This is a genomic window from Herbaspirillum sp. Her2, from assembly GCF_057961375.1.
In genome coordinates this window covers 1743790-1766270 of record NZ_CM176331.1, presented here as the reverse complement: position 1 = coordinate 1766270, position 22481 = coordinate 1743790, and the positions used below count along the sequence as shown (strand labels likewise).

Sequence of the window (22481 nt, the reverse complement as noted above, 5' to 3'; positions counted from 1 at the left end):
TATTCAGATGTCAGCCAATTCATTTGGCTTTGCCGATCATGTAATCGACCGCCAGTTTGATTTCAGCGTCGGAACAACTCGCACATCCTCCCTTGGGTGGCATGGCGTTGAGGCCTTCAAGCGCATGCTGGTGCAATGCAGCCGCTCCTTGAGCCAGTCGTCCAGACCAAGCCGTTTTATCCGCCAGCTTGGGCGCACCTGCCGCGCCACTGGCATGGCAAGCCATGCAGACTGCGCCATAGACGTTCTCTCCCGAGCGCACAGCGCTTGCCGCCGGCGCTGCGCTTTCCTCGACGCTCACGGTAGCCACAGGTCGGATCCGTTCGAGGGTCTGCAACGCCAACTCCGCAGTCTGGCCATTTTTCATGCGGCCTTGAAGGCTGAAATAGGCAGCGATATTGCTGATGTCATTATCGGAAAGTGGCTTGGCCATGGCCGTCATGGTCGGGTTTTGCCGTCCCTGACCATCCCGATAAGCTTTCAGAGCGTTTTCCAGATAAGTGCGCTCCTGCCCGGCCAGATGAGGTGTGCCAGGAATTCTTGAAATACCGTCCGCGTTGTGACATGCAAAGCAGACGGCGGCGCGTTTCTTGCCGGCACCGATATCGGGTGCCGCTGTTGGACGCGCCTGTGCTGCAGCCAACACCGGGATGGCAAGCAGCATGATGACGATACGAAAGATGAGTGCTCTCATGATGTCCTCTCAAGCAAAACTGTTACGTAGCCAGATCACGATGCCGTAACTGAAAAACACGGCAATCCAGAGCGCCAAGACCGCGACCGCCGCTGTCCCCAGACGGGCCATCGTTCCATTGGCCTGGTAGACACCGGAGACGCGCCCGGCACGATAGAGCAGGCTGAGATAGAAGCCGCCGACCAGTCCACCTACACCGAGCAACGTAGCGAAGAACAGAATCGTGGATGGCCAATCCGCGTGAACCTTGTAGTCGCTGATGTCATATCCGAAATGCTGCAGATAATCGATGCGGATGACTTCGCGCCAGATTGCCAGCAGAGCCAATACCGCCAGACTCATGCCAAGCGGCAGATAGGTGTGGTGAGAGGGTGTCAACCGGTACAAGAAGAGCACCATGGCCAAGATCGATAACAACAGTAGCCAGCCAAGTGGATGAGTGCTTAACGAGCTTGCGGCGGGATGGCTCCCCTGCCATAAAAGTAACAACAGACCGGAGATGGCGAAGCCAAATCGGGCGAGCCGACGTCCCAGCGTCCAGCAAAATTCCCGGTAGGCCGGATCGCGATCAGACCGTTGGCTGAAATAGCCGCAATACGCGATCAGAAAGACACCAACAGCCGGTACCGACAAGCTCATGATGAACAGGAATCGCGGCCATTGGATCGCATGCAGAGTCGCTCCGCGCGTATCAGGCACACCATTGGGCGCATACCATGACATCCATTGATCCGGCAGCAACGCCTGGTAGGACAAGACGTGCATGATCAGGCCATCGAGGAAAAAGAGTGCCAGCGCTATCCATGCATAAATGCCGATGTAGCGGCGAGCTCCTGCGTGGTTTGCGTAATAGAAGGAGAACCACGCGCAGTAGGCGACGATCAGCGTGAGAATGAATGAGATGGCCCAACGACCAGACAGCACATTGGAGGCATACCACTGCGGATCGTAGATTACCTGAGTGAACAAGAGCGGAGCCACGCCCAGCACGATGAGCAGTGAGACGCCGACCTTTGCAACCTTGGTCATCGCCATCGAGAGTTGCGCCCACCATCCACCGGCAGCACGCCGATGAAATGCATAGATGGCGAGACTCGCTGCGCCCAACGTCAGCTGGACAAAGGCAATATGCAAGACCCAGGTTGATACCATCAATACCTGGAACAACACGGGATGCGCAGGGACTCCGGCCGGATCCCGCATGCTATTCATGACGATTCCGATATCCATGATTTATTCCTTGGCTAGCCGCGCATCACCAGCGGCCAATTGTTGTTGCGCGATAAGTTGATTCACATCCGCTCCCGTGTTGGTAACAGCCAGGAAGTGCGCGATGGCACGGATCTCCCGATCTGGCAGATCGATGCGTGGCATATAGACCTGCGTACCATGCCGCAACGGACCGGCCAGGAAGGAGGCAATGAGATCTTCATCGGTGGCGCCATGAAACTTGTCGGGCAGGCTGCGCAATGGGCCCCCCTGCTCCAGGGCATGGCAATTCGCACACGCAATTTTTGTCAACAGCCGCCCTGCTTCCAGCCGATTGCCATCGGTGATGATGCGGAGGCGATCAGGGATGAAGGGATGCACCTGAGTCAGCCCTTTCTGGGCGATCAAGTCGACCTCGGCGACAATCCCCTTGCCCGGTACGTCACGTGCGATGATCTGATTGCCGTAGATGTATTGCCCTGCCACGAATGGCTTGCGCATCGACTCGCGCATGCGTTCCTCCGGCCATACTCCCACTACCGAGATGAACGCCAACATCGCCAGCGCCAACGAGGTATAGATCCGCTGGGGCTTCCACCAAGCAAATATCAACCAGGCTGTCGCTACCAGAAAGACAGCAACCATCCCTTGCGCGTAGATGGGCAGCAGATGACTGTTGAGCATCACGATGGCGTTCTCAGGCAAGGTGCGCAGGTAGTACAAGAACATCATCACCGCGAACAGGCCACCCGCCAGTCCCACGGGAGCGAGCATTTTGACCACGCTGCGGCGCAGGGACAGATCATCGACCCGACTCGCGACCAGCAAGCCAACTACTGCCGCCATCACCAGCATTGAACCGGTCCGTGTCCCCAGATGCGCAAAGAAGTTCATGTTGTAGAAGGCATCGTTGGTGGAGCCGGTCTGATACCAGTTCTCATGGCCTGGCCACATCATGAAGGAGAGGATCCCCACGATCAGCAACATGGTTGCCCATGAGGCCAGCGCAAAAGACCAGGTGAGCTTGAGGTGCGTTTTTGCATCAATCTTCCCGATCAGGTAGACCAGCGCATAGACTCCGAGCACCTCCACCGTGAAGTAGACCCATTCTGCGGCCCAGACCCAGACGAAGTTATGAATTAGCCCACCCACTCCTCGTGGACTGGCCACCGTGATCGCATACCAGATACCGGGACCGGTAATGGATCCGATGATGTAGGAAAACACCAGCAAGAACATGCCGTACTTGCGAATGAATTCCATGAGTTGAGGCTTGTCTTCCTTGTAGCTCTTGGTCTCCAGCAAAGCGAAAAGGAAAGAGGCTCCCACCGACGTGTGAGAGGCCACGACGTGAATGACGCCGATGATGCCCATGACCCATGCCGTTCCCACGGCCGGGACGTAGAACGTCGGATACATGCCCAGCATGTCCATACGTTACTCCTCGATAGTTATTGTTATTCAGGTGCGCGGTTGCCTGGCGCAAGAGCATTGCGGCATCCCGGCCGACTGTTATTTCGGGCTGTACCGGTGCAATAGCCAATGACGCAAACCTCTGTTTGAGAGGATTGCGGCTGATTCATGGGCTATTGGGGCCGACATTTCCGCTCACACCGAGCACGCGCGTACAGCCCCGCACGAGTCCGCGAAAAGGGCGGGTACAACACGTGGAATCAAGGGAATTGCGGGTAACCGGGAGGAGCGCGACAGCGATGTGCCGTGAGCGCCAAGGTTTGGGCGAAGGTAACGTCAGGAATGACGAAGACAGGATGCACCAGCACCGCCACAAGCAAAGTGATATTGAGCGTTGCAGATGGCGGTGTCGGAGCGTGCTGCTGAAGAACACAATATCCACAGTGCGTTCCGTCAGCCGGCATTTTCTCCTGCCCTGCTGTACTGTTTCCTGGTACGGCTACACGCTTGACGCCACTCGTGCTGCAGACTTCCATCCAGGTGACTTGACTGGTGGTGGCGAGGGTTCGAGAAATGGTCGGAGCGGCAGCGCCAAAGACCATCACGCATAGCGCCAGCCATGCGAGCAGTCGATGAAAGCGTGGGCTAAAACTCATGTTCAGCGATCCGAAACGTAGGCCAAGTGACGGCGAGGATACGTCATGATAAGCCCGCTCTTGCGACCGACGAGCAGCCATTCTTCTGGCTGCGTCAATTTGCCGCAGTGACGACATGTTCAACTTGCAGAATGTCCATCAGCGACACATACCTCATGCGAGCACCCTGAAAAACAGTCCAGGTGCCGATTGCGGTGTGGCATGAGGGTATCAACAGGTGCGGGAAATTTTTCCATCATTGAGGCCCACGCTGCTTTCACCTCAGGGGCCTTCGAGCGTTCAAGATGAATGGCGATCAGGACGTGAGCAACCGGAATGCCCGTTAGCTGGGCCACCTTCACTGCTGTCGCATCGCCGATACCACTTTTTCCGCTTTTCATGTGGCTGATCGCACTGCGCGTCACACCCAGTACGTTTGCCAATGCGTGGTCGGACTGCAGGTCGAGCTTTCTCTTTACCAATTCCAAATAATCATTCGTTTGCATATGGCCTCCTGGGGCCGGACAGGCCGGGGTAACAAACCTCGTGATGGACGTCTCGATTGGAGATCATGCAATCGGACGTACGTGTGTTGCGGCATCCTGAACGGAGCGTTCGCTGAATGGATCGGGAGGGAAATGAGAAAGCCTCCGCGCTGACTGCGCTCGCTTTCCCATTGTGATGAGCCGATGGCATGCATCCCTGCCTGGATGCATGCTGCTTGCTCATGTTCTGCCTTGCTGAACATCTGTGGTTAGACTGGCCAGGCACACAAAGACCTGCACAAGTCTGCGAAAGAGACCTGTGCAACACACATGATCTAGGCGATTAAACGAGACCCGGAGGCGCTCGACTGCGATGTGCCGTGGGAGCCAGAACCGCGACCACGGTGACGTCAGCAATGAAGAAGACAGGATGCGCGAGCAACGCAATCAGCGAGGTGATGCCGGGGGCAACAGAGGGTAGTGTCGGTGCGTGCTGCTGAAGGACACAATAGCCGCAGTGTGCTCCGTCGATGGGCACTTTCTCCTGCCCTGTCGTACTGTTTCCCGGTGCCGCGACGCGCTTGGTGCCACTGGCACTACAGACTTCCATCCAGGTGAGCTGGCTATTGGAGGCCAGCGTCCGCGAAATGGTTGGAGCGGCAGCACCAAACACCATCACGCATAGCGCAAGCCATGCGAGCAGTTGATGAAAGCGTCGGCTCAAACTCATGTTCGGAGGTCTGGAAACGAGAGGCAAAAATAGGATTTGGCGTCAGCTATGATAAGCCCGCATTCGCAGGTGCTGACGCTGCATGGACCTGGCTGCGTCAATTTGCCGCAGCCAGGTCATGTGCCATGCGACTTCCGTAGCATTGCTTGGCGTTGGAATCTCCCCGTCGGTTACTGATCAAATTCTCGTCAAAACAATCACGCCGTCCATGAAGTAAATTTCTGAAAACCAGCTTGAAGAACTTCTCGACTGATATGATCTTCAGGCAGGCCATTTCTGGCACAGGCTGCGCGGAGAAGATTCAAGGGTTACGCCATTTTTTCCCTTCGCGAACCAGGCGATGCAGTTGGCATGGCTTTAAATTTCAATAAGGCAACATCCTCATGAATCGACGAGAATTCAATTTGGCACTGCTTGCAGCGGCCACGGTTTCCAAGGCCGCGTTTGCGCAGCCGATCCGAGAGAACCCGCAACTGCTGCTGGACACGGCGCATTACAAACAGCAACAGGTAACGGTTGATGGCCAGGTCATCCAGGTACGCGCCTTCGAGGGCATCCCCTACGTGGCGCGACCGGTCGAGCCGGAGTACCAGGTACTCAATCTGTACATTCCCGAGACCTACTTTCAAGGCGGCCGCATCGGTAGCTTCGACGCGCGTAGCGCCCCGATTTTCTTTCCCAATGCGGTAGGCGGCTACATGCCCGCAAAACCAGGGACTCTTGCCGGACGCGGCTTTCCACCGGGACCGCCGGGTGGCCAACCTGGGCAGCAACACAATCCGCCGCCAGACCTGCCTCCGGGGGCCTTGCCACCTCCCCCTATGGGCACAAATACCGTCAGCGCCAGTGCCGTGGCCCTGGCGCGTGGATTCATCGTCGCGGCCCCGGGTGCGCGGGGACGCACTCTGCAAGCGAGCGATGGCCGATGGACCGGCAAGGCGCCTGCCGCCATCGTCGATCTCAAGGCGGCAGTGCGCTGGTTACGCTACAACGCTGGCCGCTTCCCCGGCAACCCCGAACGTATCATCTCCAATGGCACCAGCGCGGGTGGTGCCTTGTCAGCGCTGTTGGGTGCCAGCGGCAATCACCCTGACTACGAGGCTGAGCTCAACAAGCTGGGGGCAGCGCCGGGGCGCGACGATATCTTCGCCGTATCTGCTTATTGCCCCATTACCAATCTGGCGCATGCCGATGAAGCCTACGAATGGCAGTTCGAGGGCGTGCGAGAGTATCGCAACGTGGCTATCTCGATGCTTGATTACAAAATTCAGCGTCAGGAAGTCGTGGGGCAGCTCAGTGATGCGCAGTTGCAGCTGTCGGCGCAACTGCGTGCGGCATTTGTCGACTATGTCAATGCATTGGGCCTGCGTTCGCCGGAGGGAGGCACGCTCAGCCTGCAGGCCGATGGTCACGGATCATTGCGTGATCATATCGCCGGGATGTTGCTCGACTCGGCCCGCAAGGCCCAGGCGGGCGGCACTGACCTGGGTCAGCTGGCATGGCTTCAGCGTCGCGATGACAAGGTGGTAGCAGTCGATTTCAGTGCCTATGCACGTAGTGTCGGACGCATGAAGAGTCAACCAGCCTTCGATGGCCTGGCCCTGGAAACCGGCGAGAATCAGCTGTTCGGCGATGCGAACACCGACAAGCGCCACTTCACCGCATTCTCGGCGCAGCACAGCAAGGTCTCCGGTGCTGGCCTGGCTGAGCCACAGACGGTCAAGGCCATGGATGCGATGCAGGAAATCGCTGATGCGCGCTCCGTAGTGGCGCAACGCTGGCGCATCCGACAAGGCACGATGGATCGGGACACCTCGCTGGCGGTGCCAACGCTGCTCGCTGCAGCCGCAAGTCAGCGTGGCGCACAGGTCAATCTGGAGTTCGCCTGGAACCGCCCACATAGTGGCGATTACGACCTGGAGTCGCTGTTTGCATGGATCCAGGCGCAGGTGAGTTAGGCTGGGGAGACCGGATATCTCGGAACGCAAGAGCATGTGCTCAAGACGTCACGCTGCGGCGCTTTGCCGCAGTGGCAGCATTTTCAATTTGGCTGCAACATTCCCAGCCATGCCAGCAACATCAACGCAAACCAGGAGAGCAAAATTTCCGCCAGGGTCAGACGGCGTATCTGTCGCAGGGCATTGCGATGATGACGCATCGACGGTACCAGTACATACCTGTTGAACACGGCAATCGCCATCATTGCGCCAGCCACCAGGATCTTCATGCTCAACAGCGCTTGGTAGCGAAAATGGAAGTCCAACGGCAGTCGTCCAAGAATGAGGATGGTATTGAGCAAGCCTGTCAGGAAAACCAATGCCACCACTGCATGGCCGATATTTGAAAAACGCCGCAAGATTGTACTGACCAGATCCGGATGCGCGCGGCGATATTGGTCTGACAGGATCATCAAGACGACAGGCAACGCGCCTATCCAAGCGCCAACGCTCCACACGTGGAGAACGTCGTTTGCCTGATGCAGTACTCCCGCCCCTCCCTCATGCATGACGGCATGACCGGTCAGCGCCAGGCTCGTCAGTATGATGCCGCTACCCGCGATGCATGCAAACAGGCCCACGCGATCCGATTGCGTCACGCTGAGCAGGAGCAGGCAAACGGCGACCAGCTGGGTCCACCATGCCGTACCGATTGAGGTCCCGTTGGCTACCGCAGCGAGCATGTCAAGGTGCCAGGCATCAGCCCAGCCATCGCCAAGAATACTGGCTTGCACGGGCAAACTGGCAAGCACGGCAGTCAACAGGAGTCCGAACAAAAGACGTCGCCATACGCCCAGGCGTTGCCATAGCACGCTCCTGAGCGGCTCTGCCACCAGCACAAACAAGGTCAGGCCGGAGCCCCACAAAAACAGTGCCGCACCATCGAGTGACAGCCGGCAAAGCCCCAACAGAAGCGTGGGAGAAATCAAGGCGCTACGGAAAAGCTATAGCTGCCCTCGGTCTTGTGTCCATCCACGGACAAGGCATGCCATTGCACCGTGTAGGTGCCCGGTGCCAGTCGTGCGGGGATCCCCACCATGAATGACTTTCCCTCGTCCATGAGCATGGCTTCACCCAATTTGACTTCCTTCTGATCGGGGCCTGACAGCCTGACGCCGCTGAATTTCAGATTCAATCCCTCTGAGAAAGTGAGTGTCAGCTCTGCTGGTGAAGCCACTACCGCCTGATCGCCAGGAATGGCCGTCTTCAGGTGGGCGTGCGCCCAGACGAATTGCGCCAGGAAAAGACTGGAAAGGATCACTAGTGACAGGAAGCGCTTAACATTTTTCATTATCTTCAATTCCACTATGGGATCGGCTGAGGGGATGTACCTACTTTGATCGGACCGGTGATTTGATTCATGGAAGCTGACTGAGCCCGCATCCGGGCGCACATCTTCGCGGGCGACAAGTTTGCCACGACCAAGGCGCAGCACATGCGACATATTGTCGCAGACAAGCCGAATGTGCATCTGAAGAAAATCTTACAAATCCTTTACAGGCAAGGACTTCCTGTCTTTTTCTCACAGGAAGGCTTGATTTCCGTGAGCGGCCCGATCGGCTCCTTGGGCGTTAGAATCTGCGCCCATGAAAACTCGCCTTCCCCGCATACGCATGATCGCGTGGCTCACCATTGCTGCCCTGCTGGCAATGATGTGGTCGGGAGTGGTGCAAGCACGCATCGGTACCAAGCTTGCCTTACCTTGGAATGACATATGTTCCGTCTCCGATGATCCAGCTCCGACTTCAGGTGGAGCCACTGGCAAAACCGGGAATGTAGCCCATGCAGGGCACTGCATGTTCTGCGCAAAGCAGGATCTTGCCCACGCATTGCCGTCGCGGTTGGACCTGTCACAGCCTCCATTGCGGATATCGCGGGCCGTCGAGCTTGTCCAGGGAGCGCGACGGACAAACATGGCCTGGGCAACTGCCGCCCCACGCGGCCCACCGGGTCCACGCTATTGATTGACCCGATGCGGTCACTGTAGCCGGCATCCCCACCCTGACGCCCTCAAGAGGCGTTGAAGATGCTGTGTGCCGCGCGTGACTGGGTCTTTCTCAGTCACTCCACGATACCTTCCCCGAGACACTGACATGACAAAAAAATCCCGACCACGCCCCCTCGCGTATCCTGCCCGTTCGCTGCCAGCCCAGTTGCGCCGCACGATTGCATATGCTCCCTATGCACTGCCCTTGCTCTGCCTCGCCGCTCCTGTCCAGGCCGAGGAATCCGCCAGTGCGCTGCCCGCCATCACGATCAATGCCCAGAGTCCATTGCCGCTGCAAAATCAGGTATCGGTCGGTTCCAATCTGGATCTGACACCATTGCAGACGCCAGCCAGCGTCACCGTCATCAACCGCCAACAACTGGAAGAGCGCGGCGACGCCAGCATCACCGATGCCATCACCCCCGCACCCGGCTACAGCGCCATGGGCCACCCGGGCAACAGCGGCAGCGCGCTGTCGGCACGCGGCTTCACCGATGCCACCTCCGTGATGCGTCTCTATGACGGACTGCGCCAATACGGTGGCGTGGGCGTGAGCTTTCCGTTCGACACCTGGAACATTGACCGTATCGAAGTCCTCAGCGGACCTGCCTCGGTGATCTATGGCGATGGTGCCATCGGCGGCGTGGTCAATGTGACCCCCAAAAAGCCCACACGCGGGAAGATCGAAAACGAAATTGAAACTACCATCGGCACCCACAACACCCGGCGCCTGGGACTGGGCAGCGGCGGCGCCATCAACGAGATGCTTTCCTACCGGGTCGACATCGCGGGAGATCGCTCGGATGGCTGGGTCGATCGCGGCAACACGAACAACCTGAGCCTGTCCGGTGCGCTGCGCCTGGATGTCAATCGCGATCTGTTCGTGCAGCTGAGTTATGCCCAGGGGCATCAGCGTCCGATGGCCTATTTCGGTACGCCCCTGATCAACGGTCAACAAGTCGATGCGCTGCGCGAACGCAACTACAACGTGGCTGACGGCACCATCGACTACAAGGACCGCTGGGCGCAACTGGAAGCCCAGTGGACACCCGACGCCGATACCACGCTGCGCACCCGTCTCTATCAGATCAACAGCAATCGCTACTGGCGCAACGCTGAAAGCTATGTCTACAACAACGCGACCGGACTGGTCGATCGTGGCGATGCCACCGAAATCCGTCATGACCAGTCTCAGACCGGGGTAACTACTGATGCGACTTTCAAGGGACATCTGGCAGGCCTGAAGAATCAGGTCTCGGTCGGCTTTGATATCAACTCGACGTCTTTTACGCACACCAACAACACCTACAGTGGCAGCTTCAGCTCAGTCAATCCCTATAGCTTCGACCCGGGCAGCTATGCCAGCGGCGTGGGGATTCCGGCTTTCCTGCCTCGCTTCCGCGCGCGCGCCTCGCAGTATTCAGTCTTCTCCGAAGACAAGCTGGACCTGACCGAAAAACTGAGTGTGCTGGCCGGTCTGCGCTTCGATCACGCTGATGTCTCCCGCACCGATCTTGCCGGTGGCACGGGTGGCTTCGATCAAGGCTTCTCCAACTTGGGCTGGCGCTTGGGAACGGTCTATGCCATTACCCCTGACCTGAGTGTCTACGGCCAATACTCGAAGGCTGCCGCGCCCGTGAGCAGCATGCTCTTCATGAGCAAGGCCAACAGCAAATTCAAGTTGTCGACCGGACGACAGATTGAGGCGGGCATCAAGCAGGTGTTCTGGGACAAGCGCGGTGAGTGGACGCTGGCGCTCTACGATATCCGCAAGATCGATCTGCTGACCCGCGATCCGGCCAATCCCAGTGTGAGCGTGCAGGTCGGACAGCAGTCCTCGCGAGGGATCGAAGCCAGCCTGTCGCTGGCCTTTGCAGAGCAATGGAGACTGAACGCCAATGCCACCGTGCTGCGCGCACGCTTCGATGACTTCACCGAATCGGTCAGTGGCGCGGCTGTCTCGCGTGACGGCAAGGTACCCACCAATGTCCCCGAGCGTCTGGCCAATGTCTGGCTGAGCTGGAACTTCCTGCCGGCATGGACCGCCAGCGGCGGCCTGCAGTATGTCGGCCAGCGCTATGCCGACAATGCCAATACGATCAGACTGCCCTCCTACACCACCACTGACCTGGCGCTGCAATGGAAGGCCACGCAGGCCACCACGGTCACACTGCGTGCCAACAATGTCTTCGACAAGCGTTATTTCACCACGGCGTATTACACCACCACGCAATGGCTGTATGGTCCCGAGCGCGAAGTTCAGCTGACGCTGAATCATCGCTTTTGAGCTTGATGAAGAAATTGACAGGCAGCCTGCGGCGCTGGACCTATCTCACGCACCGCTGGTGCGGTGTCGCCGGCTGCCTGCTGATGGCATTGTGGTTTGTCAGCGGCATGGTGATGCTGTTCATCGGTTATCCCAAGCTCACCCCTTGGGACCGATTGGCAGCATTGCCAGCGTTGAGTGCCGCACCACAATTGCCCTCGCAGGTCATGGGAGATGGGACGGTCAGCCGACTGGTCCTCAACGCCGCTTCCGGGCAAGCGCGCTATATCGTGCAGCGTGCGGATGGCAGCCTGACCAGCGTAGATGGGTCCAATGGTGTGCCAGCAGACGGCTACGGCAGCGCTGCGGCACTGCATAGCGCCAGGGTGTTCTCAGGCGGAGCCAATGTTCAATACCTGGGCAGCATCGATGAAGACCGCTGGACCCATTCCGGCAGCCTCAACCCGCATCGCCCCCTGCACATGGTGCAGGTCGGCGATGTTGCGCAGACCTTGCTCTACGTTTCCTCCCGGACCGGTGAGGTGGTGATGCAGGCCAGCCGCTCTCAGCGCATGTGGAATTATGTTGGCGCGTGGCTGCACTGGCTTTATCCCTTGAAGAACCAGTCGCGCGATCCGGTCTGGAGCTGGACCGTTATTACGCTCTCGGCCGGCTGCGTTCTGGTTGCCTGCAGCGGCATCGTCGTGGGGCTTTGGCGCTGGCGCTTTGCGCGACCTTACAAATCCGGTTCCCGCTCGCCCTTCGCCCCGGGATGGATGCGCTGGCACCATCTGCTCGGTTTGGGCTTTGCTGCCATTACGCTGACATGGATCTTCAGTGGTCTGATGTCGATGAATCCACTGGGTATTTTTTCACCGACGCAATCGCCGAACCTGGCGCGCTACGACGGGGCCATTGTCTCCCGGCAGCACATGGATCGCACGCCAACGGACATCCTGCAGGCACTGCAGCGGGATGGTTTCCAGGCCGTCGAACTGGAGTGGAAGAATCTTGGCGGCCATTGCTTCGTGCTAGCACGGGATGCCGCAGATGGCACGCGCATCGTCACCACGGATGCACAGGGTCTGCTGGTGCAGCGGCGATGGCCACAGGCCGTACTGCAAGAGGCCGCTGCAATGCTGCTGCCCGCCAAACTCATGCAGGCAGAGCTGCTCGATGGCGGTGATGCCTATTACTACCGCCGTGCGCCGGAAGCCATGATGGGCGGCGCCGAGCGTCGCCTGCCGGTGCTCAGGTTGCGTTTTGATGATGCGGGTAGCACCCTGGTCTATATCGATCCAGCCACCGGGCAGATCGCTCTCACCGCTGACCGCGCGCAACGCGTGGGGCGCTGGCTGTTCAGCTTCCTGCATAGCTGGGACCTGCATTTCATGCTGGCTGCGGTCGGCTGGAGGGAGGCTGTGCTGATCCTGCTCAGTCTTGGAGGACTGGGGCTTTCTCTCAGCGGGATTGTCATCGGGGTGCGTCGTGTCGATAGAAAGATGAGAAGTGGCAACTAGAACTCGTTGAAGTCCCAAGGACAGCGATCTTTTGCTTGGCTGGCGGCTGACAGTTCAGGTGTCGCAGATGATCTGCTTAAGTCGTTCTTTGCATTAGCAATGGTATTTTTCTTCGTTGAAAGCCGGCGCGCCAACGGACAGACTGCCGCCTTTGACCGTGAGCACCTTTGCTCATCGCGCCCCTCCTTGCCGGCTTTTTGCATGAACGACTTCTTCACTCCCATTACCGGCTCGGTGCTACCGCGCTTCGCCGGCATCCCCACGCTGATGCGGCTGCCGCCGCTAACACTGGAGGACGCGCGTCTGGCCGAGCTCGACATCGCACTCGTGGGCGTCCCTTGGGACGGCGGCACCACCAACCGTCCCGGTGCACGGCACGGTCCGCGCCAGGTGCGCGATGCCTCCACCATGGTGCGCAACGTCAACCGTGCCAGCGGCATCAATCCCTTCGCGCTGTGCCACTGTGCCGATCTGGGCGATGCCCCCGTCAATCCCGTGGACCTGATGGATAGCCTGCAACGCATCGAGTCCTTCTTTGCCAAGCTGCATGCCGCCGAGGTGGCCCCGCTGGCCATCGGCGGCGACCATCTGGCCAGTCTTCCCATCCTGCGCGCACTGGGCAAGGAGGGACCGGTGGGGATGATTCATATCGATGCCCATACCGATACCTGGGACACCTACTTCGGCGGCCACAAATACACCCATGGCACAGGCTTCCGGCGGGCTATTGAAGAAGGCGTGCTCGATGCGCGCCGTACGGTGCAGATCGGCATTCGCGGTGCGCTCTACCACGACGCCGAAGATACCTGGGGTCAGCAGCAAGGCATCCGGGTCATCGATATCGACGAGTTCCATCAGCTCGGACTCGACGCCGTCATCGCCGAAGCACGGCGTGTGGTGGGTGATGGCCCGACCTACATCAGCTTCGACGTCGATGGCCTGGATCCCGTCTACGCGCCCGGCACCGGCACCCCTGAAATCGGCGGCTTGACGACGCTGGAAGCCCAGCGCCTGCTGCGCGGCCTGCAGGGTTTGCATCTGGTCGGCGGCGACGTCGTGGAGGTGTCGCCGCCCTTCGACCCCAGCGGCAATACCGCACTGGTGGCCGCCACGCTCGCCTTCGAAATCCTGTGCGTGCTGGCGCACAGCGTGCAAGCTCGCAAAGAGTCATCCGCGAAATCCGCATAAGGAACCGCGAAAACGGTCGTTGTGCAAGCCATGCGCGCTTTGCATACTCATCAACGACGCAAGCTTGCGCGCCCATTAAACCAAGAACAGGAACAGACCATGCACATCACAAGAAGAGTATTCAACACCGCCATCGCCGCCCTGCTGCTGACCGGAGCCACAGCCGCAGGTGCAGCCGACAAGCCCATCGTCGTCGGCTACCAGAGCGATGCCCTGCCCTCGTCGCTGGCCATCGCCAACGGCGAATTCGAAAAGGCCACCGGCAAGAAGATCGACTTCCGCAAGTTCAATTCCGGTGCCGACGTGATCGCGGCCATCGCCGGTGGTGATGTGCAGGTGGGCTATGTGGGCTCGAGCCCGTTGGCTGCAGCGGCTTCGCGCGGACTCGACGTCAAGGCCTTTTACCTGGCCTCCATCTCCGGGACCGATGAGGCCTTGGTGGTGCGCAATGGTTCGGGCATCAACAGCGTTGCCGACCTGAAGGGCAAGAAGCTGGCGGCCGCGCCCGTCTCCACCGACCATTACCAGCTGCTGGCGCTCATCAAGAGCCAGGGCTGGACAGAGAAGGATGTGAAGGTCTTTGCCATTCCCCAACCTGAAATCGTGGCCGCCTACAATCGTGGCGACATCGACGGCGGTTTCGTCTGGGACCCGGCTCTGACCGAACTGAAGAAAAACGGCAAAGTCCTGGTGACCTCCAAGGATGTGGCCGACAAGGGCGCGCCGACCTTCTCGGCGTGGATTGCCACCGGCTCGTTTGCCAAGGAACAGCCTGAATTCCTGAAGACCTTCAGCGCCGTGATCGACAAGGCCAGCCTGTCCTTCCAGAACGACAAGGCTGCCTGGAACAAGGATAGCGAGAACGCACGCCTGCTGGCCAAGTTGCTCGGCGGCACCCCGGCCGACCAGGCTTCGGGCCTGCAGAACCTGAACCTGGTACCGGTCAGCGCCCAAGCCTCGCCGGCCTGGCTGGGTGGCGGTGAAAACTCGGGCCTGGCCAAGATCCTCAAGGAAACCGCCGTGTTCCTGAAGGAACAGAAGAAGATCTCGGACGTGCTGCCCAGCTATGCCGCCTTCGTCACCCCAACGGCGGTGACTGGCCTGAGGTAAGCCTCCCCGTCGATACCGTCTGCAAGCCCGCCGTGCCGATAGCCACCCTGTCGCACGGCGCTTGCGTTTGAACGGTTTGGAAAGAACACACATGTTGAAAGTAGAAAACGCCAGCGTCTTCTTTGCCGGCCGGGACAAACAGGTGGTCCATGCGCTGGACCGGGTCTCGCTGGAGATTCCCGAACGCGGCTTCGTAGTCGCGCTGGGCACCTCGGGCTGTGGCAAGTCGACCTTGCTCAATGCCATGGCAGGATTCCTGCCGCTCTCCGAAGGCAGCATCACCCTCGACGGTAGACCGGTCTTCCGACCTGGTGCCGAGCGTGGCGTAGTGTTCCAGAAGGACAGCCTGCTGCCCTGGAAATCGGTGCAGGACAACGTTGCCCTCGGTCTGAAGTTTGCCGGCGTGCCGCGCAATGAAAGCCGCGACCATGCGCAGGAGTTGTTGCGCCTGGTAGGACTGCAGGATTTTGCCAAGGCTGCTCCCTACGAACTCTCGGGCGGCATGCGCCAGCGCGTGGGCCTGGCCCGCGCTTTGGCTCCGGATCCCAAGATCCTGCTCATGGATGAGCCCTTCGGTGCGCTCGACAGCATGACCCGCGAACAGATGCAGGAGCTGCTGGTGTCGGTCTGGGCGCGCACGGGCAAGCAGGTTTTCTTCATCACGCACTCCATCGAGGAAGCGCTTTTCCTGGGCACCGAGGTGATCGTGATGTCACCGCGCCCGGGCCGCATCGTGGCGCGTTTCGAGACCAATTTCGTGCGCCGTTTTGCCGCCGAAGGCGATGCCCGGGCCATCCAGACCGAACCTGCCTTTGCGCAATTGCGTGAAGAGATTCGCGCCATCGTCCACCAGTCCGAAGACCTCGTCACATCATGAGCGACCAAGTCCAACCCCTCCCCTTGCTCGATTCCCTGCGCGCAGGGACATCGGCTCCCCCCACGGCCAGTGCGCCGCCGCGCCTGGTCAAGATGCGCAGCTTCGGCATCGGCGAAGGCTCTACGGTGCGCATCAGCGTGGCCGCCGGCATCGCCATCCTGGCGCTGTGGTGGCTCATCGCGCAGACCGGCTGGGTGCCGCACCTGTTCCTGCCTACCCCTTCCAAGGTCATCAATGTGGCCCGGAGCATCTGGGAAGACGGCTACGCCAATGCCACCCTGACCGAACACGTGGGCGCAAGCCTGCTGCGCATCCTGACCGCCGGCGTCATTGCGGTTTCGCTGGGTATTCCGGTGGGCCTGCTGATGGGGCTCAATCGCTGGGTCAAGGGTGTGCTCGATACCCCGATTGAATTCTATTGGCCCCTGCCGCCGCTGGCTTACCTGCCCTTGATGATCATCTGGCTGGGCATCGGTGAGGCCTCCAAGATCACCCTGCTGACCCTGGCCATGTTTGCACCCGTGGTGCTGTCGGCGCAGGCGGGCGTACGCTCGCTGCCGCTGGAGCGGGTCAATGCGGCGCTCTCGCTGGGCGCGACGCGCTGGCAACTGCTGGTCGAGATCGTCCTGCCCTCGGCCCTGCCGGAAATCCTGACCGGCATCCGCATTGCGCTGGGCGTGGGCTGGAGCACCCTGGTGGCAGCCGAACTGATTGCAGCCAATCGCGGTATCGGCTACATGATCATGTCGGCCTCCCACTTCCTGGCAACCGATGCGGTCTTTGTCGGCATCGCCTTGATTGCCACCTGCGCCTTCGGCTTCAGCTATGGGATGCGCCTGCTGGAACGCGCGCTGGTTCCCTGGAAGGGCAAGAGCTGAGGCCTGCAAAATACGTCATGTACGCGCATTCAAGGAGCGATGGCCGGCACCGGCGGATCTTGATACGCCCGATCAATGCGCGCGCCCTTGCGCTGCCACTCCGTTTCCTTCTGCTGCCGATCTGCCAGCTCCAGCGCGAGCGCTTCCGGAAGACGCGTCTTCCATTCGCGTCTGTTCTGAGGGCCTACGTAGGCGCGCATCTCCTCATTCTCGGCCACCAGGTCATAGGTTAGGAAATACGCACCCGGCTGGTGAATGTCCGTGCGGTTTTGATCCCGGGTCAGGTTGATTCTGAAGTACGCATGATCGGCGTAGAAACACCAGCTGCTGCCAGCACCCAGCTTCATCCACTCTTCCAGATCAGGGACATAGTCCGGATCCAGGCAGCCCACCAGCGCCGCCTGAACGTAGCGCAGCGTGTCCTTTCCCTTGAGACGGGGAGCACCCCGCGAGATCGCATTGCGCCATCCGGCATCGCGAATGGATTGAATCAACCGGAAGAAAGCTTGCCGCGCTTCGTCGTGGCCCATCAGTTCGGGCGCCGTCAGACCGGCATAAATGTGCCATTCGGAGATGTTCTCCTCCGGATATCCGGTATCGTCAGTTCCGCTGATGCCGAGAACATACGGGATGGTCACCGCGTGGTCCGGCTGACCGATGACGATGCTCGCCAGGGCGTCCCGTGGCCAATCCATGCTGTAGAAATTCAGCCCTGCAGGGTGTCTGGCGACTTCAAGCTGCTTCGGATATTTTTCCATGAGCTCATCAGCGGCTTGATTCACCCGGATGGCAATGCCCTCTCTCACGAAACCGTCTCTGGCATCGCGCTCGCTGCAAATGAGCCACAGGCCCGCCGACAACAAGAGCAACAGCATTGGCAACAGCAATTTCCATGACCGAAGACGCATGCCCCATTCAACCCGAGTTCCGCAAAAGCCCTGATCTTAAAGCTTCAATGGCCAGGCTGCCAGCCCGGCACCAGGACGGCTATGCACCCAGCGCGCAAGCTAAGAAGAATTTCGCAGTTTGGTCCGGCGCTGCATGACCCTATGATGCCCTCATCCTTGCCATCCGCTGCAAGGCCGATTCCCGGACCTCTTCAGACACGACCTCATGAGCACAATCTCTCCCGACCTCCTGCAACGCATCGCCGACGGCGCTGCCCAGCGCGACGCCCAGCGCGAACAACCCTTTGACGTCATCGCCGAGGTCAAGGCCACCGGTTTCGGTGCCGGCCGCCTCGACGCCGACTACGGCGGTGGCGGCGCGAGCTTCGTCGAGACCCTCGATACGGCCATCCAGCTGGGTGCGGCCGATCCCAACGTCGCCCACATCTGGCGCAATCACCACGTCGCCCTCGAACGCCTGCTCAATGCACCTCTGCAGCATGCGGGCGTGCAGCGCCTGCGCGAGCGCGTGCGGGCCGGAGATCTGGTCGGCGCTTCCCACACCGAACTGGGCCAGCCCCAGATCGGCGGCAATGCGCCGCTGGCCACGCGCCTGGTGCGCCAGGGCGATCACTACGTACTCAACGGCCAGAAGTTCTACTCCACCGGTTCGCTCTTCGCCGACTGGCTGCACGTGACCGTGTCAGTCGAGGATGGCCGCCGCGCCGTCGTACTGCTGCCGCGCCAGCGTGAAGGCGTACAGACTGTCGACGACTGGTTCGGCATGGGCCAGCGCCTCACCGGCAGTGGTACGACCGTCTTCGAAAACGTGGTGGTGGCCGCCGATGAAGTGGTCCTGCCGGATCAGGTACCGGCGCGCCAGGCCGTCTTCGGCTCGACCATCGCCCAGCTCTTCCTGACCTCGGTGATCGCCGGGGTGGTCAGCGCCGTTGCCCGTGACGGCGCCGCCCTGCTGGGCAAGCGCAAGCGCAATTACTACTACGCCCCTACGCCCTCGGCTGCACAGGATCCCATCCTCCTGACCGCCCTGGGCGAACGCGATGCCGATGCCTTCGCCACCCGCGCCGTGGTGCTGGCCGCGGCCGCTGAAGCCGACCGCGCCTACGCCGCCCTGAAGGCCAATGCGTCTGATGCCGATGATCGCCTGCAAGATGCGGCCGCTGCCGCCGCCCGCGCCAAGATCACGGTGGACCGCATCGCCCATCACGCCGCCACGGCGCTGTTCGATATCGCCGGGGCCTCGGCCACGCTCGCCCAGTTCAACCTGGATCGCCACTGGCGCAATATCCGTACCATCTCCACCCACAACCCGACCTCGCACAAGGCCTATGCGCTGGGCAACCTGAGCGTGAACCAGGTCCGGCTGCCCACGCAAGGTTTCTTCTGAGCCTGACCCTGCCCGTAATACCCTGCGCCCGCCAGGGTTTTCATTTGGTTAGTTGTCCTATAAAGTAGACAAAAAACCAAATCAGGGACAGGCGCGGGCAGCATGAATCAACCAGCACCCACTCTGGCTGCAACAGGGGAGAAACCGGCCAGCGGTCGTCAAGGCAAGCCGGCCAGCGGCAACGCGTGGCGGCTTCCCCGTTCGTGGCAATGCCTGCTGAAACGGCTCGCACTGCTGGGCCTGTTGGCCGCTGGCAGCGTCTGCATGACTGCGCACGCCCAGCCGCCAGGCGCATCTGCCAAGCTGTTGACGGTCGGCGTCTATCAGAATCCCCCCAAGATCTTCTTCGACGGCGAAGGGACGGCCAGCGGCCTGCACATCGACCTGATCCGGCTCATTGCCGAGCGCGAGCACTGGCAATTGCGCTTCGCCCCCTGTGAGTGGCAGGCCTGCCTGAAGCAGCTTGAGGAGGGCCGGATCGACCTGCTGCCCGACGTGGCCTGGACCGAGCAGCGCGACAAGGTCTTCCAGTTCCCTTCCGTACCGGCGCTCTACAGCTGGTCCATCCTTTATCGCAGCCGCTCGGTGGCGATCAATTCCGTCTTCGATCTCAAGGACAAGCGGATCGGCCTGCTCGAAAACTCGGTGCAGGCCAGTTATTTCCGCAACCTGATCGACAACTCCGGCATCAAGGTCCACCTGGTCATGCTGCACAACGTCGAGAGCGGTTTCCGGATGGCGGCGGCGGGCGAGCTCGATGGCATCGTTGCCAGCCAGCAAGCGGGCGACATGCTGGCCGATCGTTATCATCTGACCGATACCAGCATCGTGTTCCAGCCGGTCAAGCTGTTCTTCGTCAGTGGCAAGCAAGAGGACCCGGAAGTGCTGGCCGCGATCGACCGCGCGCTCAGCCAATGGCAGGCCGATCCTGATTCCATGTATTTCCAGATCCTGCGCAAGTGGGGGCGCGGCAATACCAGCCTGCCCGCCCATGTCTGGTGGCTGCTGTGCGGCGCGCTGGCCTTGCTGCTGTGTGCCCTGCTGATTGCCGCCTACCTGCGGCGCGAAGTGGCACGCAGTACGGCACGGCTGCAGCAGAGCGAGACCTCGCTGCGCATCGCGGCGGCGGCCTTTCATTCGTCCGAGGCGATCTGGGTGCTCGACGCCGGGCGCAACGTGCTCGATGCCAATGCCGCCTTCATCGCCCTGACCGGTTACCAGCTGCACGAGCTGCCTGCGGAGGGGATGCCGCCCTGCCAGCGCGAGCAGGACCAGAAGGATTTTCGTGCCCGGCTATGGACGCTGGTCCAGCGCAACGGCAAATGGCAGGGAGAGGTGCGGGTCTGGCGCAAGAACGGCGAAACCTTCTGCGCCATGCTGACCCTGACCGCCGTGGCCGATCCGGCCGGACACATCACGCACTACGTCGGCACCCAGATCGACATCAGCGACCAGAAGCGCCTGCAGGACGAAACCCGGCAACTGGCCTTCTATGATCCGCTCACCGGCCTGCCCAACCGCCGCCTGCTGCTCGACCAGATCGCCGCCGCCAGCTATCTCGGCCAGCCCTCAGCGCTGTTCTTCATCGACATCGACAATTTCAAGGATCTCAACGATGCCCTCGGGCATTCCATCGGCGACCGGCTGCTCTGCCGGATCGCCACACGCCTGCAGGAACTGGCTGGCGGGGCCCTGGTCGCCCGCCTGGGCGGTGATGAATTCGTGATCCTGCAGCAGCAGCCCCTGGCCTCGCCAGCCCTCATCGAAGAGAGCGCCTGCGGATTCGCACAGCGCATCGTGGCGGCCATGGAGCAGCGCTTCGACCTGGACGGACTCAGTCATTTCGCGACCTGCTCGGTCGGCATCGCCCTCATGCACGGACAAGGCGCCAGCGTCGAAGACCTGTTGCGCCAGGGCGACCTGGCGATGTATGCGGCCAAGCAGAAGGGGCGCAATACCAGCTGCCTGTTTGACCAGGCGATGGAACATGCGCTGCATTTCCGCACCGGTCTGGAAAGCGACCTGCGGCGCGCCATCGGCAGCAGCGAATTCCTGCTGCACTATCAGCCGCAGCGCGACCAGGCCGGCAACCTGATCGGGGTGGAAGCGCTGGCGCGCTGGAACAGTCCTTTCCGTGGCAGCGTCTCGCCGGCCATCTTCATTCCGGTGGCCGAAGCCTCGGGATTGATCCTGCCGCTGGGCCTCTGGGTGTTCCAGCAGGCCTGCCGGCAGTCGGTGCGCTGGAACCGCGAAGGCCGGCGGGTGCCGGTGGTCATCGCCGTCAACGTCAGTGCTGTCCAGGTCCGCCAGCCGGACTTCGTGAAGTCCATTCTGGAGACTCTGCAAGCGACCGGAGCCGATCCCTGCCACCTCAAGCTGGAGCTGACCGAGTCGGCCATGGTCGAGGATGTGCAGGCCACCATCGAAAAGATGATGGAACTCAAGCAGCACGGCCTGGCCCTGTCACTGGACGATTTCGGGACGGGATATTCGTCGTTGTCGCTGCTCAAGCGGCTGCCAATCGACCAGCTCAAGATCGATCAGTCCTTCGTGCGCGAATTGCTGTTTGCGCCCAGCGACGTGGCCATCGCCAAGAGCATCATCACTCTGACTGATGCGCTGGGGCTGGAAGTCATTGCCGAGGGCGTGGAAACCCGCGAGCAGCAGCAGTTCCTGGCGGCGCTGGGGTGTACGCGCTATCAGGGCTACCTGTTCGGCAGGCCGGTGCCTGCGGAACAGTTTGATGACGTGATGTGAGGCATGGGTTGTCGGCTCGAATGAACGCTTGAATGAACGCCCGAATTCATGCGCGAATTCATGCGTGATTTCACCCCTGAATTCGCGCGTGTTGCCTCATTCAATGAGTGGCGCGACGCTCCGCCATGGTCAGGTATTCCGCATGCAGGTGCGCCGCTTCCAGCACCTTGCGGCATTTGGCGCGCTCTGCCGGCAAGGCCGCCAGTTCATGCTGCAGCAACTGTTCGATGATTTCGGCGGCCTCCATCGGTTCGGTTCCCGCCGTCTGCATGGCCAGCAGGCAGTTGCGAACCGTGGAGCGCACCAGCTCGCCGATCGGTTCATCCTGTTCCGACATCTCACACAGCCGCACGATGATGCCCAGATGACGCCGCGCGATGCTCATGGCATTGGTACACATGTCTCCCTCCTTGTTATGCAAACCAAGATAGGACGTGGCG

Annotated in this window: 20 protein-coding genes; 10 read left to right on the top strand and 10 right to left on the bottom strand. The window is 60.5% G+C overall.

Features of this window, described 5'->3' with window-relative positions; all coding sequences use genetic code 11:
• Positions 1 to 19: 19 nt before the first annotated feature.
• The 6 genes from ACWHXP_RS08030 to ACWHXP_RS08005 all read right to left on the bottom strand — a co-directional run bounded on the left by ACWHXP_RS08030 (position 20) and on the right by ACWHXP_RS08005 (position 5166).
• Entirely contained in the window at positions 20 to 694 is a 675-nt protein-coding gene (locus tag ACWHXP_RS08030) for a c-type cytochrome (protein WP_489622875.1), read from the bottom strand.
• 9 nt (positions 695 to 703) lie between these two features.
• Entirely contained in the window at positions 704 to 1924 is a 1221-nt protein-coding gene (locus tag ACWHXP_RS08025; protein ID WP_489634062.1) for a hypothetical protein, read from the bottom strand.
• Between the two features lie 3 nt (positions 1925 to 1927).
• The gene (locus tag ACWHXP_RS08020) at positions 1928 to 3337 is read right to left on the bottom strand and encodes a c-type cytochrome (protein WP_489634063.1); all 1410 of its coding nucleotides are present in this window, start codon (positions 3335 to 3337) and stop codon (positions 1928 to 1930) included.
• Positions 3338 to 3576: 239 nt separating this feature from the next.
• A complete protein-coding gene (locus ACWHXP_RS08015; protein ID WP_489634064.1) occupies positions 3577 to 3972 on the bottom strand; it encodes a DUF2946 domain-containing protein in 396 nt (131 codons plus the stop codon).
• A 119-nt stretch (positions 3973 to 4091) separates the two neighbouring features.
• On the bottom strand, positions 4092 to 4457 hold the full coding sequence (locus ACWHXP_RS08010) for a helix-turn-helix domain-containing protein (RefSeq protein ID WP_489634065.1): 366 nt from the start codon (positions 4455 to 4457) through the stop codon (positions 4092 to 4094).
• A gap of 322 nt (positions 4458 to 4779) precedes the next feature.
• Entirely contained in the window at positions 4780 to 5166 is a 387-nt protein-coding gene (locus tag ACWHXP_RS08005) for a DUF2946 domain-containing protein (RefSeq protein ID WP_489634066.1), read from the bottom strand.
• A 383-nt stretch (positions 5167 to 5549) separates the two neighbouring features.
• On the opposite strand from ACWHXP_RS08005, the gene ACWHXP_RS08000 reads away from it, so the two are divergent.
• Positions 5550 to 7124 (top strand): subtype B tannase, encoded by a 1575-nt coding sequence (locus ACWHXP_RS08000; RefSeq protein WP_489634067.1) that lies wholly within the window; start codon positions 5550 to 5552, stop codon positions 7122 to 7124.
• 83 nt (positions 7125 to 7207) lie between these two features.
• On the opposite strand, the gene copD is transcribed toward ACWHXP_RS08000, so the two are convergent.
• On the bottom strand, positions 7208 to 8092 hold the full coding sequence (gene copD, locus ACWHXP_RS07995) for a copper homeostasis membrane protein CopD (RefSeq protein WP_489622878.1): 885 nt from the start codon (positions 8090 to 8092) through the stop codon (positions 7208 to 7210).
• Positions 8089 to 8607: a copper homeostasis periplasmic binding protein CopC gene (copC, locus tag ACWHXP_RS07990; protein ID WP_489634068.1), complete on the bottom strand. Its 519-nt coding sequence runs from the start codon at positions 8605 to 8607 to the stop codon at positions 8089 to 8091. The genes copD and copC overlap by 4 nt, the downstream gene beginning before the upstream one ends.
• Positions 8608 to 8749: 142 nt before the next feature.
• On the opposite strand from copC, the gene ACWHXP_RS07985 reads away from it, so the two are divergent.
• The 7 genes from ACWHXP_RS07985 to ACWHXP_RS07955 all read left to right on the top strand — a co-directional run bounded on the left by ACWHXP_RS07985 (position 8750) and on the right by ACWHXP_RS07955 (position 16989).
• The gene (locus ACWHXP_RS07985; RefSeq protein ID WP_489637767.1) at positions 8750 to 9127 is read left to right on the top strand and encodes a DUF2946 family protein; all 378 of its coding nucleotides are present in this window, start codon (positions 8750 to 8752) and stop codon (positions 9125 to 9127) included.
• A 129-nt stretch (positions 9128 to 9256) separates the two neighbouring features.
• Positions 9257 to 11437 (top strand): TonB-dependent receptor, encoded by a 2181-nt coding sequence (locus tag ACWHXP_RS07980; RefSeq protein WP_489634069.1) that lies wholly within the window; start codon positions 9257 to 9259, stop codon positions 11435 to 11437.
• Positions 11438 to 11442: 5 nt separating this feature from the next.
• Entirely contained in the window at positions 11443 to 12936 is a 1494-nt protein-coding gene (locus ACWHXP_RS07975) for a PepSY domain-containing protein (RefSeq protein WP_489634070.1), read from the top strand.
• A 201-nt stretch (positions 12937 to 13137) separates the two neighbouring features.
• A complete protein-coding gene (gene speB / locus ACWHXP_RS07970; protein WP_489634071.1) occupies positions 13138 to 14124 on the top strand; it encodes an agmatinase in 987 nt (328 codons plus the stop codon).
• A 99-nt stretch (positions 14125 to 14223) separates the two neighbouring features.
• Positions 14224 to 15234, top strand: a complete 1011-nt coding sequence (gene tauA / locus ACWHXP_RS07965; RefSeq protein WP_489634072.1) for a taurine ABC transporter substrate-binding protein — start codon at positions 14224 to 14226, stop codon at positions 15232 to 15234.
• Between the two features lie 91 nt (positions 15235 to 15325).
• Complete coding sequence (locus ACWHXP_RS07960; RefSeq protein WP_489634073.1) at positions 15326 to 16111, top strand: taurine ABC transporter ATP-binding protein; 786 nt, start codon at positions 15326 to 15328, stop codon at positions 16109 to 16111.
• Positions 16108 to 16989, top strand: coding sequence for an ABC transporter permease subunit (locus ACWHXP_RS07955; RefSeq protein WP_489634074.1), 882 nt, complete (start codon positions 16108 to 16110; stop codon positions 16987 to 16989). The genes ACWHXP_RS07960 and ACWHXP_RS07955 overlap by 4 nt, the downstream gene beginning before the upstream one ends.
• 29 nt (positions 16990 to 17018) lie before the next feature.
• Here the strand turns inward: ACWHXP_RS07955 and ACWHXP_RS07950 are convergent, their stop codons facing one another.
• Positions 17019 to 17864, bottom strand: a complete 846-nt coding sequence (locus ACWHXP_RS07950; protein ID WP_489622885.1) for a hypothetical protein — start codon at positions 17862 to 17864, stop codon at positions 17019 to 17021.
• A 238-nt stretch (positions 17865 to 18102) separates the two neighbouring features.
• Here ACWHXP_RS07950 and ACWHXP_RS07945 point away from each other — a divergent pair, with 238 nt between their 5' ends.
• Both ACWHXP_RS07945 and ACWHXP_RS07940 read left to right on the top strand, forming a co-directional pair.
• Positions 18103 to 19284, top strand: a complete 1182-nt coding sequence (locus tag ACWHXP_RS07945; protein WP_121045516.1) for an acyl-CoA dehydrogenase family protein — start codon at positions 18103 to 18105, stop codon at positions 19282 to 19284.
• Between the two features lie 102 nt (positions 19285 to 19386).
• Complete coding sequence (locus tag ACWHXP_RS07940) at positions 19387 to 22041, top strand: EAL domain-containing protein (protein WP_489634075.1); 2655 nt, start codon at positions 19387 to 19389, stop codon at positions 22039 to 22041.
• 100 nt (positions 22042 to 22141) lie between these two features.
• Here ACWHXP_RS07940 and ACWHXP_RS07935 read toward each other — a convergent pair whose 3' ends face one another.
• Complete coding sequence (locus ACWHXP_RS07935; RefSeq protein WP_134222435.1) at positions 22142 to 22441, bottom strand: hypothetical protein; 300 nt, start codon at positions 22439 to 22441, stop codon at positions 22142 to 22144.
• Positions 22442 to 22481: the final 40 nt, after the last annotated feature.

What these genes read in the sequence shown, in the direction of transcription:
- ACWHXP_RS08030 (WP_489622875.1), bottom strand. Translation starts at nt 694, where the DNA reads ATGAGAGCACTCATCTTTCGTATCGTCATCATGCTGCTTGCCATCCCG.
- ACWHXP_RS08025 (WP_489634062.1), bottom strand. Translation starts at nt 1,924, where the DNA reads ATGGATATCGGAATCGTCATGAATAGCATGCGGGATCCGGCCGGAGTC.
- ACWHXP_RS08020 (WP_489634063.1), bottom strand. Translation starts at nt 3,337, where the DNA reads ATGGACATGCTGGGCATGTATCCGACGTTCTACGTCCCGGCCGTGGGA.
- ACWHXP_RS08015 (WP_489634064.1), bottom strand. Translation starts at nt 3,972, where the DNA reads ATGAGTTTTAGCCCACGCTTTCATCGACTGCTCGCATGGCTGGCGCTA.
- ACWHXP_RS08010 (WP_489634065.1), bottom strand. Translation starts at nt 4,457, where the DNA reads ATGCAAACGAATGATTATTTGGAATTGGTAAAGAGAAAGCTCGACCTG.
- ACWHXP_RS08005 (WP_489634066.1), bottom strand. Translation starts at nt 5,166, where the DNA reads ATGAGTTTGAGCCGACGCTTTCATCAACTGCTCGCATGGCTTGCGCTA.
- ACWHXP_RS08000 (WP_489634067.1), top strand. Translation starts at nt 5,550, where the DNA reads ATGAATCGACGAGAATTCAATTTGGCACTGCTTGCAGCGGCCACGGTT.
- copC (WP_489634068.1), bottom strand. Translation starts at nt 8,607, where the DNA reads ATGTCGCATGTGCTGCGCCTTGGTCGTGGCAAACTTGTCGCCCGCGAA.
- ACWHXP_RS07985 (WP_489637767.1), top strand. Translation starts at nt 8,750, where the DNA reads ATGAAAACTCGCCTTCCCCGCATACGCATGATCGCGTGGCTCACCATT.
- ACWHXP_RS07980 (WP_489634069.1), top strand. Translation starts at nt 9,257, where the DNA reads ATGACAAAAAAATCCCGACCACGCCCCCTCGCGTATCCTGCCCGTTCG.
- ACWHXP_RS07975 (WP_489634070.1), top strand. Translation starts at nt 11,443, where the DNA reads ATGAAGAAATTGACAGGCAGCCTGCGGCGCTGGACCTATCTCACGCAC.
- speB (WP_489634071.1), top strand. Translation starts at nt 13,138, where the DNA reads ATGAACGACTTCTTCACTCCCATTACCGGCTCGGTGCTACCGCGCTTC.
- tauA (WP_489634072.1), top strand. Translation starts at nt 14,224, where the DNA reads ATGCACATCACAAGAAGAGTATTCAACACCGCCATCGCCGCCCTGCTG.
- ACWHXP_RS07960 (WP_489634073.1), top strand. Translation starts at nt 15,326, where the DNA reads ATGTTGAAAGTAGAAAACGCCAGCGTCTTCTTTGCCGGCCGGGACAAA.
- ACWHXP_RS07955 (WP_489634074.1), top strand. Translation starts at nt 16,108, where the DNA reads ATGAGCGACCAAGTCCAACCCCTCCCCTTGCTCGATTCCCTGCGCGCA.
- ACWHXP_RS07950 (WP_489622885.1), bottom strand. Translation starts at nt 17,864, where the DNA reads ATGCTGTTGCTCTTGTTGTCGGCGGGCCTGTGGCTCATTTGCAGCGAG.
- ACWHXP_RS07945 (WP_121045516.1), top strand. Translation starts at nt 18,103, where the DNA reads ATGAGCACAATCTCTCCCGACCTCCTGCAACGCATCGCCGACGGCGCT.
- ACWHXP_RS07940 (WP_489634075.1), top strand. Translation starts at nt 19,387, where the DNA reads ATGAATCAACCAGCACCCACTCTGGCTGCAACAGGGGAGAAACCGGCC.
- ACWHXP_RS07935 (WP_134222435.1), bottom strand. Translation starts at nt 22,441, where the DNA reads ATGTGTACCAATGCCATGAGCATCGCGCGGCGTCATCTGGGCATCATC.